The organism is Arthrobacter sp. B0427-1-12 (genome assembly GCF_059092905.1).
Genome location: NZ_JBNHIC010000002.1, coordinates 110,287 through 126,525, shown reverse-complemented (window position 1 = coordinate 126,525; position 16,239 = coordinate 110,287). Strand labels below are relative to the sequence as shown.

Sequence of the window (16,239 nt, the reverse complement as noted above, 5' to 3'; positions counted from 1 at the left end):
GCCGGCCAACTAGGCTGAAGCCATGAGAATTTTGGTGACCGGCGGTACCGGCTACATAGGATCCCATACAGTGTTGAGCCTGCTGGAGGCCGGGCACGAGGTCGTGGTCCTGGACAATCTCTCCAACTCGAGCCGGGAATCCCTGAACCGGGTGGAGGAACTGACCGGCAAGTCGGTCGATTTCCATGAGATCGACCTGCTGGACCAAGCCGGCCTGGACCGTGTTTTCACGGCGGCCCCGGTGGACAGCGTGATCCATTTCGCCGGCCTGAAGGCCGTCGGCGAATCCGTGGCCGAGCCGCTGCGGTACTACCACAACAACGTCGCAGGCAGCATCAACCTGCTGCGCGCCATGGAGCAGCACGGCGTCCGCAGTATTGTCTTCAGTTCCTCGGCCACGGTCTATGGCGAGAACAATCCGGTGCCATACATCGAGCACATGCCCCTGGATGCGAACAACCCCTACGGCCGCACCAAGGAGCAAATCGAGGACATTCTTTCCGACATCGGGGCTGCGGATCCGCGCTGGCAGATCGCCCTGCTGCGCTACTTCAATCCGGTAGGTGCCCATGAGTCGGGCAGGATCGGCGAAGACCCGCAAGGCATCCCCAACAACCTTGTCCCGTTCATCGCCCAGGTGGCCGTGGGCCGCCGGGAGAAGCTCATGGTTTTCGGCGGCGACTACGACACCCACGACGGCACCTGCCTGCGCGACTACATCCATGTCGTGGACCTGGCCCAGGGCCATGTGGCCGCCGTGAACTATCTGCCGGCACACCCCGGCGTGCACCGCTGGAACCTTGGCACCGGCAAGGGCTCCTCAGTCTTCGAGGTCCTGCGCTCCTTCGAAAAGGCCGTCGGCCATGAACTCGCCTATGAGGTCACCGACCGGCGCCCCGGGGATGTACCGGCATTCTGGGCGGATTCCTCCGCCGCCCTGGCCGACCTGGAGTGGGCTGCGACCAGGAACCTGGACGAGATGTGCGAAGACCACTGGCGCTGGCAGAAGAACAACCCAATGGGCTACGCGCAATAGCTGCGCGCTTACGAAGACACGAAACCGCTGGGCCCCGGATTTGATCCAGGGCCCAGCGGTTTTTCGAGAATTACTGGAGTGGCCTAGCGGGCCGGGTACTGCCGTTCCAGCTCACCCGTGTAGAGCTGGCGCGGACGGCCGATCTTGGTCTGCGGATCCTTGATCATTTCGCGCCACTGCGCGATCCAGCCGGGCAGGCGGCCGATGGCGAACAGCACCGTGAACATCTTCTCCGGGAAACCCATGGCCTTGTAGATCAGGCCGGTGTAGAAGTCCACGTTCGGGTACAGCTTGCGCTGGATGAAGTAATCGTCGGCCAGGGCCTTCTCCTCCAGCCGCATCGCGATGTCCAGCAGTTCGTCGTTGCCGCCGAGCTTGCTGAGGATCTCATGCGCTGTCGCCTTGACGATCTTGGCCCGCGGATCGTAATTCTTGTAGACGCGGTGCCCGAAGCCCATGAGCTTCACACCGCCTTCCTTGTTCTTGACCTTCTCCATGAAGTCCTCGGGCTGCATGCCGGTGGCCTGGATCTGGCGCAGCATATTGAGCACGGCTTCGTTGGCACCGCCGTGCAGCGGGCCGAAGAGGGCGTTGATGCCTGCGGAGACGGAGGCGAACATGTTCGCGTTGGAGCTGCCGACCAGGCGGACGGTGGAGGTGGAGCAGTTCTGCTCGTGGTCCGCATGCAGGATCAGCAGCAGGTCCAGAGCCTTGACCATGACCGGATCGAGCTCGTACGGCTCGGCCGGAAGGCCGAAGCACAGGCGCATGAAGTTCTCCACCAGGTTCATGGAGTTGTCCGGGTAGAGCATCGGCTGGCCGATGGACTTCTTGTGCGCATAGGCAGCGATGACCGGCAGCTTTGCCAGCAGGCGGAACGTGGACAGCTCAACCTGCTCGTCGTCGAACGGGTCCAGGGAGTCCTGGTAGAACGTCGAGAGCGCCGACACCGCCGAGGACAGGACCGGCATCGGGTGCGCGTCGCGGGGGAAACCGCCGAAGAAGCCCTTGAGGTCTTCGTGGAGCAGGGTGTGGCGGCGGATCCGGTGGTCGAAGGCCTCCAGTTCGGCCGGCGTCGGAAGGTTGCCGTAGATCAGCAGGTAAGAGACTTCCAGGAAGCTCGAATGCTGGGCCAGCTCCTCGATCGGGTAGCCGCGGTAACGCAGGATCCCCGCGTCGCCGTCGATATAGGTGATGGCGGAAGTGGTGGCGGCCGTGTTCATGAATCCCGGGTCGAAGGTGACCGCTCCGGTTTCCTTCAGAAGCTTGGATACATCGAAGCCATCATTGCCTTCAGCCGCCTGGATGCGGGCGAGGTTGAGCTGGCCGCCGTCGTAGTTCAGGCTGGCACCGTTCTGCTCAGACATAGAATCCCCTTCAGGAGGTGTTCGAAAATATCTGCACACGGGCGCCGACATCATCCGCACCCCTTATATGCGCATTCAGCTAAACGCTACCCGCAGTTGGGCCGAGTGCACTAATCCATGTGCCGGATTTTAGCCACAATCCACTTGAACGTGACCCACTTCACGCTTAGGCTACGCTTGCGCCAGCCGCTGGACCGCGGCATCGATCCGCTCATCGGATCCGGTCAGCGCGATGCGGACGTAGCCGTCGCCGGCGTCACCGTAGAAAATGCCCGGGCCCACGACCATTCCAAGTGCGGCGAACCGCTCGACCGTCGCCCAGGTATCCTCCCCAGCCGTGGCCCAGAGGTACAGTCCGGCCTCGGAATGCTCGATCCGCAGGCCGAACCGCTCCAGCGCCGGCAGCAGCCGCTCCCGCCGGGAGCGGTAGCGGTCCTTTTGCTCCGCGACGTGCCCGTCATCCGCCAGCGCCGCGCGCATCGCCTCCTGCACCGGAAAAGGCACAATCATTCCGGCGTGCTTGCGGCTGTTGACCAGGTTCGCCATCAGTTCCGCGTCACCGGCAGCGAAGGCGGCACGGTAGCCGGCCAGGTTCGACTGCTTGCTCAGCGAATAGACGGACAGCAGCCCCTCGTTGCTGCCGCCGCTGACGAACGGATCCAGCACGCACGGGACCGGCTTGCCTCCCCGCGCGGTGTCCCACTCCCCCCAGCCCAGCTCCGCGTAGCATTCATCCGAAGCTACGACGGCGTCCAGCCCGCGGGCCTGGTCCACCAGTGCCTTCAGGGATTCGCGGCTGCGGACGGTGCCGGTGGGATTCCCGGGCGAATTCACCCAGACCAAGCGGACGCGGGCGCGGGTGGCGGCGTCAAGCTCGTCAAGATCATCGGCAGCCACCGGCGTGGCACCGGCCAGCAGCGCCCCGATGTCATAGGTGGGATAGGCCACGGCGGGGCGTACGACGACGTCGCCCGCTCCCAGCCCCAGCAGCATGGGCAGCCACGCCACGAATTCCTTCGAACCGACGGTCGGCATGACGGCCGCAGGATCGAGGTCCGGGACGTTCCGGCGGCGGGCGAACCAGTCCGCGATCGCCTCCCGCAGTGCGGCAGTGCCGTGCGTCGTCGGGTAGCCGGGCGCGTCCGCGGCTGCCCTCAGGGCCTGCTGGATGATCTCCGGGGTCGGATCCACAGGTGTGCCGATGGACAGGTTCACCGCCCCGTCCGGATGATGAGCGGCCTTCGCCGCGTACGGCTCCATGGCATTCCACGGGTATTCCGGAAGCGCCAGCCCAAACTGTTTCCGGCCTGCGCCGGCTGCAGGAGCCGGGCTCATGCTTCCTGGTTCTGGGGCGGCAGGACGGCGATCAGCGGGTGGTCCTTGCCGGTGTTGCCGATCTTGGCAGCGCCGCCGGGTGAGCCCAGATCATCGAAAAACTCTACGTTGGCCTTGTAGTAGTCGGCCCATTCCTCCGGAACGTCGTCCTCGTAGTAGATGGCTTCAACAGGGCAGACCGGTTCGCAGGCGCCGCAGTCAACGCATTCGTCCGGATGGATATACAGGGAGCGTTCGCCTTCATAGATGCAGTCCACCGGGCATTCTTCAATGCATGCCTTGTCTTTAACATCCACGCACGGCTGTGCGATTACGTACGTCACGTCCCGACCTTTCTGGATTCCCTGCAGCCTGACTTCAGGCGGCCTCATTCCGTGCTGCCTCAGCGGCGGTACCTCAACGTTAGTTGCAATCCCACATTATCCTCCAACCGGCACTCCCCGCGTACCATGAAGTGATGAGTCCAACACCCGCCGCCGAGGCCCTCCGCCGCCTGCCCCTGGGCACGCGCGTGGTGGTCCGCTACCGGATCGGCTCCGGGTTCACGGACGCCCTGGGCCCCCTCACCGCCTTGGATTCCTCCGGCTGCACCGTGGCAACCCGCCGGGGGGCCGTCGTCGTGCCCTTTGAACTGGTGGTGGCAGCAAAGCAGGTCCCGCCGGCCCCGCAGCCAAGGACCGCGCGCGGCGGCCGGCCCACGGACTAGCGGACCGGCAGCCCGTTACGCCCGCCGGCGGCCCTTGCGGCGGCGCGGATGCAGGACGCGCAGCGCGATGAGGACAGCGCCGACGGTGACGACCGCAATACCGAAGATCCAGATATTGCCTGCCGTTGCCGACGCCAGGTCCAGGCCCCGGGTATCCCCCGTGATGATCAGGATCGAACTGCGCCGGGCCGTGGCGAAGAAGCCCACGAGAAGGTAGGTCAGCACGCCAGTCAGGGCGGTGACCCAGACCCGGCCGGCCCACATGCCGGCGAAGAGCGCGGTGCTGCCGCTGAATGCCAGCGCCGCGACGGCACCCACGGGCAACGCTGTTTCGCCGACGTAGAGCAACTGGGCGTGGAGCGCAGTTCCCAGCCCCGCCGCCACCAAGGCGCCAACGACGACGGCACTCACCGCCCCCAGCTTCGTCGCCTCGGGCAGCGCGGAAGGCCGGCGGTCCGCGGTCTGCTGCTGCGGTCCGTCGTTCGCCGGTCCTTCCGCGCGTCCGTTAACTGCAGGTGGCAACCCACCATTGATGGGTTGCCACTGCTGAGTCATATGACTACTTTAGGCCTTCGCGCGGGCGCGGTTTGCCTTATTGCGCTCGTTGGCGTCCAGGATCACCTTCCGGATGCGGATGGCTTCCGGGGTAACTTCAACACATTCGTCCTCGCGGGCGAACTCGAGCGATTCCTCCAGCGTCAGGGTGCGCGGCGGAGTCAGGTTTTCGAAGCTGTCCGAGGACGCCGCACGCATGTTGGTCAGCTTCTTTTCCTTCGTGATGTTGACGTCCATGTCATCCGCGCGCGAGTTCTCGCCGACGATCATGCCCTCGTAGACCTCGGAGGTCGGCTGGACGAAGAAAGACCCGCGTTCCTGCAGGTTGATCATGGCAAACGGCGTGACCACGCCGGCGCGGTCGGCGATCATCGAACCGTTGGTGCGGTACTCGATTTCCCCGGCCCACGGCTCGTAGCCTTCGGAATAGGAGGACGCGATGCCCGCACCGCGCGTGTCGGTCATGAAGCGGGTACGGAAGCCAATCAGGCCGCGCGCAGGAACAAGGAACTCCATGCGGACCCAGCCGGTGCCATGGTTGGCCATGTTGGTCATGCGGCCCTTGCGGGCGGCCAGCAGCTGGGTCACCGCGCCGAGGAATTCCTCCGGCACGTCGATGGTCATGTGTTCCATCGGCTCGTGGATCTTGCCGTCCACGGTCCGGGTGACCACCTGGGGCTTGCCCACGGTCAGCTCAAAACCTTCGCGGCGCATCTGCTCGACCAGGATGGCCAGTGCCAGCTCACCGCGGCCCTGGACTTCCCATGCATCGGGGCGCTCGGTAGGCAGCACCCGCAGGGAGACGTTGCCGATCAGCTCCTTGTCCAGCCGGTCCTTGACCTGGCGGGCGGTTACCTTCGCACCCTTCACTTTGCCGGCCAGCGGGGAGGTATTGATACCGATGGTCATGGAGATCGCCGGATCGTCCACCGTGATCAGGGGCAGCGGCTGGGGGTTCTCGGCATCGGTCAGGGTTTCGCCGATGGTGATCTCTTCGATCCCGGCGACGGCCACAATCTCGCCCGGTCCTGCGGATTCGGCCGGAACGCGGGACAGGCCCTTGGTGGCCAGCAGTTCGGAGATGCGGACGTTCTTCAGCTCGCCGTTCGCACGCGCCCAGGCGACGGTCTGGCCCTTCTTCAGCGTGCCGTTGTGGACGCGCAGCAGGGCCAGGCGGCCCAGGAACGGGGAGGCGTCCAGGTTGGTCACGTGGGCCTGCAGGACTCCGTTGGGGTCATAGGCCGGCGCCGGTACGTGCTCCATGATGGTTGCGAAGAGCGGCTCCAGGTCCTCATTCTCCGGCAGCGTACCGTTGGCGGGCTGCGTCAGCGACGCGCGGCCGGCCTTACCCGAGGCATAGACCACCGGCACGTTCAGCACCGCGTCGAGGTCAAGGTCCGGGACCTCGTCAGCCAGATCGGATGCCAGGCCGAGCAGCAGGTCCATGGACTCAGCGACGACGTCGTCGATACGCGCGTCCGGGCGGTCCGTCTTGTTGACCAGCAGGACCACCGGCAGCTTTGCGGCCAGCGCCTTGCGCAGCACGAAGCGGGTCTGCGGCAGCGGGCCCTCGGAGGAATCCACCAGCAGCACGACGCCGTCGACCATGGACAAGCCGCGCTCGACCTCGCCGCCGAAGTCGGCGTGGCCGGGGGTGTCGATCACGTTGATGGTGATGGTCTCGCCGTCGGCGGACGGGCCGGAGTAGAACACGGTGGTGTTCTTGGCCAGGATGGTGATGCCCTTTTCGCGTTCGAGTTCGCCGGAGTCCATGACGCGCTCTTCGGTCTCCCCGTGGCTGGAGAATGCCCCGGTCTGGCGCAGCATGGCATCCACCAGAGTGGTCTTACCGTGGTCGACGTGCGCGACGATGGCGACGTTTCGGAGATCGCTTCGGACCGCCGTCTTGGTGGTGGTTTCGGACATGCGTAATGGCTCAATTCATCTTGAGAACAGGGAATGCGGCTGGAGTCCAGCGTCGTTGCAGCCGCCCCGATAGTGGGCCGACACTCCATTCTATACGGTCATGAATAACCCACCTAACGGGCTAGGCAACCTCCGGCGGCAGCTGAAGGCTCGCCCCGGGAATGGCGGCCAGCAGGGCGCTGGTGTAGGCCTGCTGCGGGGATTCGAAGACCTCGTCCGTCGTCCCCGTTTCCACGATCCTGCCTTTCTCCATGACGCAGACGTGGTCAGCGATCTGCCGCACCACTGCAAGGTCATGGGTTATGAACAGGTAGCTCAGCCCCAGTTCGTGCTGCAGGTCCGCCAGCAGGTTGAGGATCTGGGCCTGGACCAGCACATCGAGCGCGGACACCGCCTCGTCGCAGATCACCACCTCCGGGTCCAGGGCCAGCGCGCGTGCCACGGCCACGCGCTGGCGCTGGCCGCCGGAAAGCTCGTTCGGGAAACGCCGCATAACGGACGTCGGAAGCGCCACCTGGTCCAGCAGCTGCTTCACCTTCGCTTCCCTGCTCCTGGCATTGCCCACCTTATGCACCCGCAGCGGTTCCTCGACGGTGCGGAAGATGTTGTACATCGGGTCAAGGGAACCGTAGGGGTCCTGGAAAATGGGCTGCACCCGGCGCCGGAAATCGAAGAGCTTCTTCTTGTCCAGCGTGGTGATGTCCACGCCGTCGAAAAGGATATGCCCGGACGTCGGCGTTTCCAGCCCCAGCACCATCCGCGCCACCGTGGACTTGCCGGACCCGGACTCTCCCACCACGGCCGTGGTGGTGCCGCGCGTGATGGCGAAGGAGACGTCATCGACCGCGGTGAAGTCCGAGGCCCGCGCGAAACCGGTGCGCAGCTTGAAGACCTTGGTCAGGTCCCTGACCTCGATGACGGTATCCGCCTTCCGGGATATTTCCGCCTCTGCGGGCGCCAGCAGTTCCTCCGTCTTAATGCCGGCTGCCTTGGCGGACTGGATGCGGCGGGACGCCAGCGACGGCGCCGCGGCCACCAGCCGCTGCGTGTACGGGTGCCGGGGATTGCGCAGGATTTCCAGCGCGGGACCCGATTCCACCACCTGCCCCTTGTACATCACGACCAGCTTCTGTGCCCGTTCGGCCGCCAGGCCCAGGTCGTGGGTGATGAGCAGCACGGCAGTGCCCAGGACCTGGGTCATCGTCTCAAGGTGGTCCAGGATTTGCCGCTGGACCGTGACATCCAGTGCGGAGGTCGGCTCGTCGGCGATCAGCAGCTTGGGCCGGCAGGACAAGCCAATGGCAATCAGTGCGCGCTGGCGCATGCCGCCGGAAAACTCATGCGGGTACTGCCTGGCACGCCGCCCGGCATCCGGCAGGCCCGCCTGCGCCAGCACCTTGGCGATATCCCCGGCAGAGCTGGGACGGCCGTTGGCCCGCAGGGTCTCGCGCACCTGGTAGCCGATCTTCCATACCGGGTTCAGGTTGGACATCGGGTCCTGGGGAACCATGCCGATCGAGTTGCCGCGCAGTTCCACGATGCGCTTATGGCTGGCACCGACCAGATCCTCGCCGTTGAAAAGGATCTGCCCTCCGCTGACCCGCCCATTGGCGGGCAGCAGGCCGATGGCGGCGAGCGCCGTCGTCGACTTTCCCGAGCCGGATTCGCCTACGATGGCAACCGTCTCGCCGGGCATGACCGTCAGGTGCGCGTTGCGCACCGCCTGCACCTCGCCGGTGGACGTGGCGAAAGTGATCGCCAGGTCCCTGATCTCCAGCAGCGGAGCCGCTGCAGCGGCGTCGTACACTACCTTGATTTCCGTCATCGCTTGCGTGCCTTTGGATCCAGGGCGTCACGGACCGCGTCGCCCAGCATGATGAAGCTCAGCACCGTGATCGACAACGCCGCCGCCGGCCACAGCAGGGTCGCCGGGTTGGACCGCAGGGACACCTGCGCCGAGCTGATGTCGTTGCCCCAGGACATTACGCTGGGCGGCAACCCGATGCCCAGGAAGGACAGGGTGGCCTCCGCGACGATGAAGGTGCCCAGTGAGACGGTTCCGACCACGATGACCGGAGCCAGCGAATTGGGCACCACATGCCGCAGGAGCGCACCCGATTTGGAGACGCCCAGCGAACGCGCGGCGGTGACGAAGTCGGCATTGCGGACCGAGATGACCGCGCCGCGGGTAATGCGGGCGATCTGCGGCCAGCCAAGGACGATCAGCGTCACCACCACGGTCCAGACATTGCGGTTCTGCCGGAAGAAGGGCAGCTGCATGATGATGATCGCGCCCAGGATCAGCGGCAGCGCGAAGAAAATGTCTCCCAGCCGCGCCAGCACGGCATCGATCCAGCCGCCGTAGTAGCCCGCGATGGCACCGACCGTGCCGCCGATGACCAGCACGCCGAGTGTGGCGAAGATGCCCACGGTCAGCGATGCCTGCGTGCCGTAGATGATGCGGGCGTAGACGTCGCAGCCCTGCAGGGTGAAGCCGAGCGGGTGTCCCGGCGCCGGGCCGCCGTCGGAATTGGCCAGCAGGCAGCCTTCGGAGGGCGAAGCCTGGGTGAACAGGCCCGGGAACAGCGCAACGGCGGTCACCAGCAGGATCAGCAGAGCGGACACGATGAACAGCGGCTGCCGGCGCAGGGTGCGCCAGGCCTCGCCCCACAGGCTCAGCGGCTGGACATCCTCCTTGACCGCGTCCGTGGCCTGCAGCGGAGTCTCCTCCAGAGGCGCCACGAAATGTTCGGTCTTCCGGTTGGATTCACGCTGCGTATTGGATTCACTTTGCATATCGGATCCTCGGATCGAGCCACGCGTACAGCAGGTCCACGGCCAGGTTGGCCAGCACATAGACCAGGACCAGGACACTGACGATGGATACGATGGTGGGGCCTTCGCCCCTGAGCACGGATTGGTAGAGCCGGTTTCCCACCCCGGGCACGTTGAAAATGCCCTCGGTGACGATGGCGCCGCCCATCAGGGCCCCCAGGTCGGCGCCCAGGAATGTCACCACCGGGATCATCGAGTTGCGCAGAATATGTACGACGACGACACGCGGCCGGGAAAGTCCCTTGGCTGTCGCGGTGCGTACGTAGTCCGCACTCATGTTCTCGATGATCGAAGTGCGCGTCAGGCGCAGGACGTAGGCGAAGGAGACCAGGCCCAGCACAATGGCCGGCAGGACCAGATCCCCCCAGTCCGCCTCGGAGCCGACGGTCGGCGGCGCCCAGCCGAGCCTGACACCGACTACGAACTGCAGGACGAAGCCCAGGACGAAAATCGGGATGGCGATGACGACCAGCGAGGCCACCAGGACGGTGGCATCGAACACCTTGCCCTTGCGCAGGCCGGCCACCAGCCCGAAGGCAATACCGAACACTGCCTCGAAAGCCAGCGCCATGACCGCTAGCCTGATGGTCACCGGGAAGACCTGCGCGAGTACGTCGGCAACTTCGCGGCCGGAGAAATCCGTCCCCAGGTCGAAGGTCACGAGGTTCTTTAGATAAAGCAGGTACTGGACGATGAAGGGTTCATCGAGGTTGTACTGCTCCCGCAGCTGGGCCGCCGTCGCCGGGTTGACCGGACGGTCGCCGAACAACGCCTGGATCGGGTCTCCCGGCAGCGAGAAGACCAGGAAGTAGACGAGAAAGGTTGCCCCGAGGAAGACCGGGATGAGCTGGAGGAACCGGCGGAGAATGTACCACGCCATTACGCTCCCCCTCCCTGCGGACGCCGCAAGCCAGCGGCGGGGGTGTGAATCTGTGATTGCATCTTTTTACCTGCTGTAGTGGAAGCGCACCGGGGCCCGGCCGGGCCCCGGTGGCGGCGCCGGGCCTTAGCTGGCCGTGATGTTGTAGTAGATGGGCACGCCGTTCCAGCCGATCTCGACATTGCCGATCCGGTCGCTCCAGCCGGCCTGCCTGACCATGTACCACAGCGGGACAACGGGCAGGTCCTGCATCAGGATCTCCTGGGCCTCGTTGAAGATGGTGTTGCCCTCCTCAGCGGAACCGGCGGAGAGGCCTTCCTGCAGTTTGGCGTCGAACGCCGGATTCGAATAGTCTCCGTCGTTGGAGCCTGCACCAGTCCGGTACAGCGGACCCATGAAGTTGTACAGCGACGGGTAGTCGGCCTGCCAGCCGGTGCGCAGCGCGCCGGTGATGGTTTTCGCGGTGGCATCCGTGCGGACCGCGGCGAAGGTGGCGTACGGCTTGCCCTCCGCCGGGATGCCCAAGGTATTGGAGATGCCGTTGGCTACGGCATCGATCCATTCCTTGTGGCCGCCGTCGGCGTTGTAGCTGATGGTGAACGGCTTGTCCGCAGGCCACGGCGAAATGCCTTCCGCCTGCTCCCACAGCTCCTTGGCGCGCTCGGGATTGTACTGCAGGACCTCCGAACCGGGGATGCTGTCGTTGTAGCCCTGGAGGACCGGAGCCGTGAATTCCACGGCCGGCTGACGGCCGCCGCTGAAGATGACTTCGGTGATCTCGTCCCGGTTGATGGCCATCGAGATGGCCTGGCGGCGCAGGTTTCCGGCCTCCCCGCTGAACTCCGGCAGGTAGTTGGGCAGCGTGATGGTCTGGTTGCCGGCGTACGGGCTCTCAATGTAGCGGCCCTCGCCTAGGTCGGTCTTGAAGTTCCTCAGGGCACTGGGCGGAATCGAATCCAGGACGTCCAGATTGTTCGCCAGCAGGTCCTGGTACCCGGCTTCGAAGGACTGGTAGAAGGTGAAGGTGATGCCGCCGTTCTGCGGCGTACGCGAACCCTGGTAGTCCGGGTTCGGCACCAGGTCGATCTTGACGTCGTGCTGCCAGGCGCCCTCGCCTGCCAGCATGTACGGTCCGTTGCCGACCGGGTTCTCGCCGAACGCGGCAATGTCCTGGTATGCCACTTCGGGCAGCGGGAAGAATGCAGTGTAGCCAAGGCGCTGCGGCCAGTCCGATTCGGGCTGGGACAGCTCGACCATGAAGGTGCGGTCGTCAACGACCGTGAGGCCGGAGAGGGTTTGGGCGGTCGAACCTTCCGCGTTGGCCTCGGCGAATCCTGCGATGCTCTCGAAGAAGTTGGAGTTCAGCTGACCGTTCGCCGCCGCGGCGCCGAAGTTCCAGGCGTTGACAAAGGAGTCCGCCGTCACCGGTTCTCCGTTGGTGAACGTCTGGTCGGGCTTGATGGTGATGGTGTAGGTCTGCGAATCCTCGGTCTCGATGGATTCGGCCAGCTCGTTGACCACGTTGCCCTGCGCGTCATAACTCACCAGGCCCTCGAAAATAAGGTCCATGATGCGGCCGCCGCCAACCTCATTGGTATTCGCCGGCAGCAGCGGATTCTGGGGTTCCGTGCCGTTGGCCGTGATCACTGCGCTGGTGTCGCCGCCGGCTTCGCCGCCTTCATCGCCGCCTCCGCCATTGCAGCCACTCAGCAGGAGCGCGGCGATGGCCGCCATGCTCACAACTTTGGAAGTACGTCCGAAACGCATTCCGCCTCCTAATTCATAGTGTGGAAATCCCGGCGACATCGCGTGCCGGGCAGGAGCGCACCCCTGATGGGAGTGGCGTACCTCACATGGCCAACAGCTTAGGCTTCTTTCCCGGGCATTTCAGGGGGAGCCCGACCTTGGAAAAAAGTTGTTATCGAGCTGCAATCAAGAAACCTACTGTCAAGTACGCGCGGATTGTGACGGAATTCTGCTCACCAGCGTGGGAAATCCTTGGAATTTCCGGCCCTCCGTCTGGCACTGGCGGGGCCGTTGTCCGATATTTGCAGAGTCGAATCACTATTGCACTGCTTGTGGCGTGACCAAACCGGCGCCCCGGGGCAGCATGTCCCGGGGCGCAGCGGCTCAGCGGGCCGGTCAGCCGATTTCGGTATCGAGGATCGGCCGCGCCGCCTCGACCGGGTGGTTGGGATCCGGTTCGCCCTCCCCCAGGCCCACGCGGAACTGGACCATCATGTCGTGGTCCTCGTGGGGCAGGTTGTGGCAGTGCACCATGTACCGGCCGCGCTGGTGCTCGAACCGCACGAGCACCGACACGGTCTCGCCCTCGCCCAAATAGGCAACATCCTTGGGACCGAGCTCCCACGGGAACGGGCCCTGGCCGTTGCGGCTGAGGATCTGGAAGTCGACCAGATGGATATGCAGGGGATGGAACCAGCCGCCGGCCTTGTTCTCGAGGTCCCAGATCTCGACGTCGTCCAGTCCTACGTCGGCGAAGGTCCATTCAAAGTTGCTGGCGATGACGTCGGCCCAGGTTTTTCCGCTGATCATCCACTGGCCGTTCTGCCGTTCAACCGCCATGTGGCGCCTGCGGATGGACTGTTCCTCCCTCAGGTTCATGACACTGCTTTCGGCGAGCAGATCCGGGATGACATTGGTGGTCCCGGCGTCCTGGAAGGGCTCGTCCGTCACATCGAAGGCCATGATCTTGCCGGTGTTGTCGTAGTCGATATTGTTCGGATTCGACAGGTTCAGCAGTTCCACCCGCGTTCCCGGCTGGTACTTGGAAAAGTTGATCAGGAACTCGTAGCGCTCCGCACCGGCATGGCGGTACTCGGCGACCTCCTGCGACCTCGGCATCAGACCGCCGTCGGTCGCCACCATGACCAGCGGCTCGCCGGTGCTCAGCGTCGGCCGGAAGGACCGGGAAATCGAGCAGTTCAGGAACCGGAAGCGGTAGACCCGGCGCTTGACCTTCATCACCGGCCACGGCACACCGTTGACCAGGATGACGTCGCCCCACAGGCCGCTGTGGGTGCGGTCATCATAGGCCGCGGCGCCGTTGGCCTGGAAGTGCATGTCATTGACGGCCAGCGGCACATCGAACTCGCCCTGCGGCAGCAGGTCCCGCTCCAGCGGATCATGCATCACGTAGACGCCTGCCAGCCCGGAGTAGGCATTCTGCGCGGTGTAGTGCACGCCATGGTCGTGGTACCACAGCGTGCGGGCCGGCTGGAAATTGGGGTAGTGGTAGTCCTTGACGAAGCCCGGCATGGTCACATCGCTGGCGTAGCCGTCATACTGCGGCAGGGAGGCGGAGCCGTGCAGGTGGGTAGAGGTCGCCGTCGGCGTACCGAAGACCGGATGTTTTTCCGGCAACTGGTTCCGCATGGTGACAACTGCCTTGGTCCCCTGGTCCAAGCTGATGGTTGGCCCCGGGAAGATCCCGTTGTAGCCCAGGATGGGGGTTGCCAGGCCGGGAACGACCTCGGCCATGGCCGCCCGCTGGGTGATTTTATAGTGGTTCACCGGGCTGCCGTCCGACGGATCGGTCTCCGTCTGGAACGGCTGCAGTACCGGCGGAATCCTGAAGGCCGCCTGGTAGGGCTGCGGCATGTTGGCCGCCGGCAGGGCGCTGACTGTCTGCGCGCTGACGGATGACAGCGGTATGGCCATGGCACCGGCACCCAGTGCGCCGAGTCCTCCCAGCGCCAGTAGATTGCGTCGACTGATACTCATTGTTGTCCCTCTCTCATTAATTGAAGGACGTACATCGGCGGCTACTGACCCCCGACAAGACAGTGACTCGATGTTCGTCTAGGCAAGAGAATGCGGGACGGCAGTTGGAGAAAACTTGCGCCAGCGAGTTTCGGCGCTACACTAACGTTTCATTTTCCCGCCGGCAGCAAAAAGGCCTGCTCCCCGCAGTGGGAAGCAGGCCCTGGGCGCCGGATTGCTAGACGTTGAAGCGGAACTCGACGACGTCGCCGTCGGCCATTACATAGTCCTTGCCTTCGATCCGGACCTTGCCGCGTGCCTTGGCCTCGGCCATCGAGCCGGCATCGACCAGGTCGGCGAAGGAGACCACTTCAGCCTTGATGAACCCGCGTTGGAAGTCGGAGTGGATGACGCCGGCCGCCTGCGGCGCGGTGTCGCCGCGGTTGATGGTCCAGGCGCGCGCTTCCTTGGGGCCGGCCGTGAGATACGTCTGCAGGCCGAGGGTGTGGAAGCCGACGCGTGCCAGCTGGTCCAGCCCGGACTCCTCCTGGCCGTTCATTTCCAGCATTTCGCGAGCTTCCTCAGGATCCAGTTCAACCAGATCGGATTCCAGTTTGGCATCCAGGAACACGCAGTCGGCAGGGGCTACGAGCTTGCGCAGCTCCTCCTGGCGCTCGGGGCTGGCCAGGATGGCATCGTCGACATTGAACACATAGATAAACGGCTTGGCGGTGAGCAGGCTCAGTTCACGCAGGTGCTCCATGTCCAGCTTGTCGCCCTCGGCCGCCTCAAAGATCGTGTCGCCCCGTTCCAGGACTTCCTTGGCCTTCTGGATGGCGGCGAGTTCGGCAGCGTCGCGCTTCTTGATCTTAACTTCCTTCTCGATGCGCGGAATGGCCTTCTCAATAGTCTGCAGATCCGCAAGGATCAGCTCGGTATTGATGGTCTCCATGTCGGAAACCGGATCGACCCTGCCTTCGACATGGACCACATCCGGGTCCTCGAAGACGCGGATGACCTGCGCAATCGCCTGGGCCTCGCGGATATTCGCCAGGAACTGGTTTCCCAGGCCCTCGCCCTCCGACGCACCCTTCACAATCCCTGCGATGTCCACGAAGGAGACGGTGGCCGGAAGAATGCGCTGGGATCCGAAAATCTCCGCCAGCCGGTCCAGGCGCGGATCCGGCAGGTTGACGACGCCGATGTTCGGTTCGATCGTGGCGAACGGATAGTTCGCGGCCAGGATCTGGTTGCGGGTCAGCGCATTGAAAAGTGTTGATTTGCCGACGTTGGGCAGTCCGACGATGCCAATAGTAAGAGCCACGGTATTCAAGGATACCGCCGGCCGCACCGGGACCGTGAATGCACCGCTGGCGGCTGCTACTGCCCGCCGTGGAGCGGGAGCGTTACGACAACGCGGGCTTGGATGGTATCCAGCGGGATCGGCCCGTAGTCGCGCGAGTCGATCGACTCCAGGCGGTTGTCACCCAGGACCAGCACATGCCCCTCCGGGACCGTGACCGGTCCGTAGTAGATGGCGTCCAGCCGTGTCCGGTCCACATAGGGCTCGTCGACCTTCTTCCCATCGACGACCAGTTCGGCGTCTTCGATCGCCACTGTCTGCCCCGGCATCGCCACGACCCGCTTGACCATCAGCTCCCCCGTCGTGGGCGTCTCGAAGGTCACGAGGTCACCTTGTCCGACGCCGCCGAGGACGAGGCCCAGCCGGTTGGCCAGGACCACGTCTCCCTTGGAGATCGTGGGCTGCATGCTGGTGGACACCACGGTCTGGGGCTGCAGGACGAACGTCCTGGTGAGCACGATCGCTGCGAGGAACGCGACCACCAGGACGATCCGCCGAAGACGCCGGTCCATG

General features: G+C 64.6%; 14 protein-coding genes. 2 read left to right on the top strand and 12 right to left on the bottom strand.

Features of this window, described 5'->3' with window-relative positions:
- Positions 1-22: 22 nt before the first annotated feature.
- Positions 23-1,036 carry a UDP-glucose 4-epimerase GalE gene (gene galE, locus AC5RWU_RS02795; protein WP_494028057.1) on the top strand — a complete coding sequence of 338 codons (1,014 nt, stop codon included), beginning with the start codon at positions 23-25 and terminating at the stop codon, positions 1,034-1,036.
- 83 nt (positions 1,037-1,119) lie between these two features.
- Here galE and AC5RWU_RS02790 read toward each other — a convergent pair whose 3' ends face one another.
- The 3 genes from AC5RWU_RS02790 to fdxA form a co-directional block, all read right to left on the bottom strand.
- Positions 1,120-2,403, bottom strand: coding sequence for a citrate synthase (locus tag AC5RWU_RS02790; protein WP_494028058.1), 1,284 nt, complete (start codon positions 2,401-2,403; stop codon positions 1,120-1,122).
- A gap of 171 nt (positions 2,404-2,574) precedes the next feature.
- Entirely contained in the window at positions 2,575-3,738 is a 1,164-nt protein-coding gene (gene dapC, locus AC5RWU_RS02785) for a succinyldiaminopimelate transaminase (protein WP_494028059.1), read from the bottom strand.
- Positions 3,735-4,061: a ferredoxin gene (gene fdxA, locus AC5RWU_RS02780; protein ID WP_494028060.1), complete on the bottom strand. Its 327-nt coding sequence runs from the start codon at positions 4,059-4,061 to the stop codon at positions 3,735-3,737. The genes dapC and fdxA overlap by 4 nt, the downstream gene beginning before the upstream one ends.
- A 134-nt stretch (positions 4,062-4,195) precedes the next feature.
- On the opposite strand from fdxA, the gene AC5RWU_RS02775 reads away from it, so the two are divergent.
- Positions 4,196-4,444: a putative acetyltransferase gene (locus AC5RWU_RS02775; protein ID WP_494028061.1), complete on the top strand. Its 249-nt coding sequence runs from the start codon at positions 4,196-4,198 to the stop codon at positions 4,442-4,444.
- Between the two features lie 15 nt (positions 4,445-4,459).
- Here the strand turns inward: AC5RWU_RS02775 and AC5RWU_RS02770 are convergent, their stop codons facing one another.
- The 9 genes from AC5RWU_RS02770 to lepB all read right to left on the bottom strand — a co-directional run bounded on the left by AC5RWU_RS02770 (position 4,460) and on the right by lepB (position 16,238).
- Positions 4,460-4,999, bottom strand: coding sequence for a hypothetical protein (locus tag AC5RWU_RS02770; RefSeq protein WP_494028062.1), 540 nt, complete (start codon positions 4,997-4,999; stop codon positions 4,460-4,462).
- A 9-nt stretch (positions 5,000-5,008) separates the two neighbouring features.
- Positions 5,009-6,925 carry a translational GTPase TypA gene (typA, locus tag AC5RWU_RS02765; protein WP_494028063.1) on the bottom strand — a complete coding sequence of 639 codons (1,917 nt, stop codon included), beginning with the start codon at positions 6,923-6,925 and terminating at the stop codon, positions 5,009-5,011.
- A 121-nt stretch (positions 6,926-7,046) separates the two neighbouring features.
- The gene (locus tag AC5RWU_RS02760; protein WP_494028064.1) at positions 7,047-8,750 is read right to left on the bottom strand and encodes a dipeptide ABC transporter ATP-binding protein; all 1,704 of its coding nucleotides are present in this window, start codon (positions 8,748-8,750) and stop codon (positions 7,047-7,049) included.
- Positions 8,747-9,721 (bottom strand): ABC transporter permease, encoded by a 975-nt coding sequence (locus AC5RWU_RS02755; protein WP_494028065.1) that lies wholly within the window; start codon positions 9,719-9,721, stop codon positions 8,747-8,749. The genes AC5RWU_RS02760 and AC5RWU_RS02755 overlap by 4 nt, the downstream gene beginning before the upstream one ends.
- The gene (locus tag AC5RWU_RS02750) at positions 9,711-10,640 is read right to left on the bottom strand and encodes an ABC transporter permease (protein ID WP_494028066.1); all 930 of its coding nucleotides are present in this window, start codon (positions 10,638-10,640) and stop codon (positions 9,711-9,713) included. The genes AC5RWU_RS02755 and AC5RWU_RS02750 overlap by 11 nt, the downstream gene beginning before the upstream one ends.
- A 126-nt stretch (positions 10,641-10,766) precedes the next feature.
- Positions 10,767-12,407 carry a peptide ABC transporter substrate-binding protein gene (locus AC5RWU_RS02745; protein WP_494028067.1) on the bottom strand — a complete coding sequence of 547 codons (1,641 nt, stop codon included), beginning with the start codon at positions 12,405-12,407 and terminating at the stop codon, positions 10,767-10,769.
- Positions 12,408-12,782: 375 nt separating this feature from the next.
- Positions 12,783-14,384 (bottom strand): multicopper oxidase family protein, encoded by a 1,602-nt coding sequence (locus tag AC5RWU_RS02740; RefSeq protein WP_494028068.1) that lies wholly within the window; start codon positions 14,382-14,384, stop codon positions 12,783-12,785.
- Between the two features lie 217 nt (positions 14,385-14,601).
- Positions 14,602-15,687, bottom strand: a complete 1,086-nt coding sequence (gene ychF / locus AC5RWU_RS02735; protein WP_494028069.1) for a redox-regulated ATPase YchF — start codon at positions 15,685-15,687, stop codon at positions 14,602-14,604.
- 56 nt (positions 15,688-15,743) lie between these two features.
- Positions 15,744-16,238, bottom strand: coding sequence for a signal peptidase I (lepB, locus tag AC5RWU_RS02730; RefSeq protein ID WP_494028070.1), 495 nt, complete (start codon positions 16,236-16,238; stop codon positions 15,744-15,746).
- Position 16,239 lies beyond the last annotated feature (1 nt).

What these genes read in the sequence shown, in the direction of transcription:
- galE (WP_494028057.1), top strand. Translation starts at nt 23, where the DNA reads ATGAGAATTTTGGTGACCGGCGGTACCGGCTACATAGGATCCCATACA.
- AC5RWU_RS02790 (WP_494028058.1), bottom strand. Translation starts at nt 2,403, where the DNA reads ATGTCTGAGCAGAACGGTGCCAGCCTGAACTACGACGGCGGCCAGCTC.
- dapC (WP_494028059.1), bottom strand. Translation starts at nt 3,738, where the DNA reads ATGAGCCCGGCTCCTGCAGCCGGCGCAGGCCGGAAACAGTTTGGGCTG.
- AC5RWU_RS02775 (WP_494028061.1), top strand. Translation starts at nt 4,196, where the DNA reads ATGAGTCCAACACCCGCCGCCGAGGCCCTCCGCCGCCTGCCCCTGGGC.
- AC5RWU_RS02770 (WP_494028062.1), bottom strand. Translation starts at nt 4,999, where the DNA reads ATGACTCAGCAGTGGCAACCCATCAATGGTGGGTTGCCACCTGCAGTT.
- typA (WP_494028063.1), bottom strand. Translation starts at nt 6,925, where the DNA reads ATGTCCGAAACCACCACCAAGACGGCGGTCCGAAGCGATCTCCGAAAC.
- AC5RWU_RS02760 (WP_494028064.1), bottom strand. Translation starts at nt 8,750, where the DNA reads ATGACGGAAATCAAGGTAGTGTACGACGCCGCTGCAGCGGCTCCGCTG.
- AC5RWU_RS02755 (WP_494028065.1), bottom strand. Translation starts at nt 9,721, where the DNA reads ATGCAAAGTGAATCCAATACGCAGCGTGAATCCAACCGGAAGACCGAA.
- AC5RWU_RS02750 (WP_494028066.1), bottom strand. Translation starts at nt 10,640, where the DNA reads ATGGCGTGGTACATTCTCCGCCGGTTCCTCCAGCTCATCCCGGTCTTC.
- AC5RWU_RS02745 (WP_494028067.1), bottom strand. Translation starts at nt 12,407, where the DNA reads ATGCGTTTCGGACGTACTTCCAAAGTTGTGAGCATGGCGGCCATCGCC.
- AC5RWU_RS02740 (WP_494028068.1), bottom strand. Translation starts at nt 14,384, where the DNA reads ATGAGTATCAGTCGACGCAATCTACTGGCGCTGGGAGGACTCGGCGCA.
- lepB (WP_494028070.1), bottom strand. Translation starts at nt 16,238, where the DNA reads ATGGACCGGCGTCTTCGGCGGATCGTCCTGGTGGTCGCGTTCCTCGCA.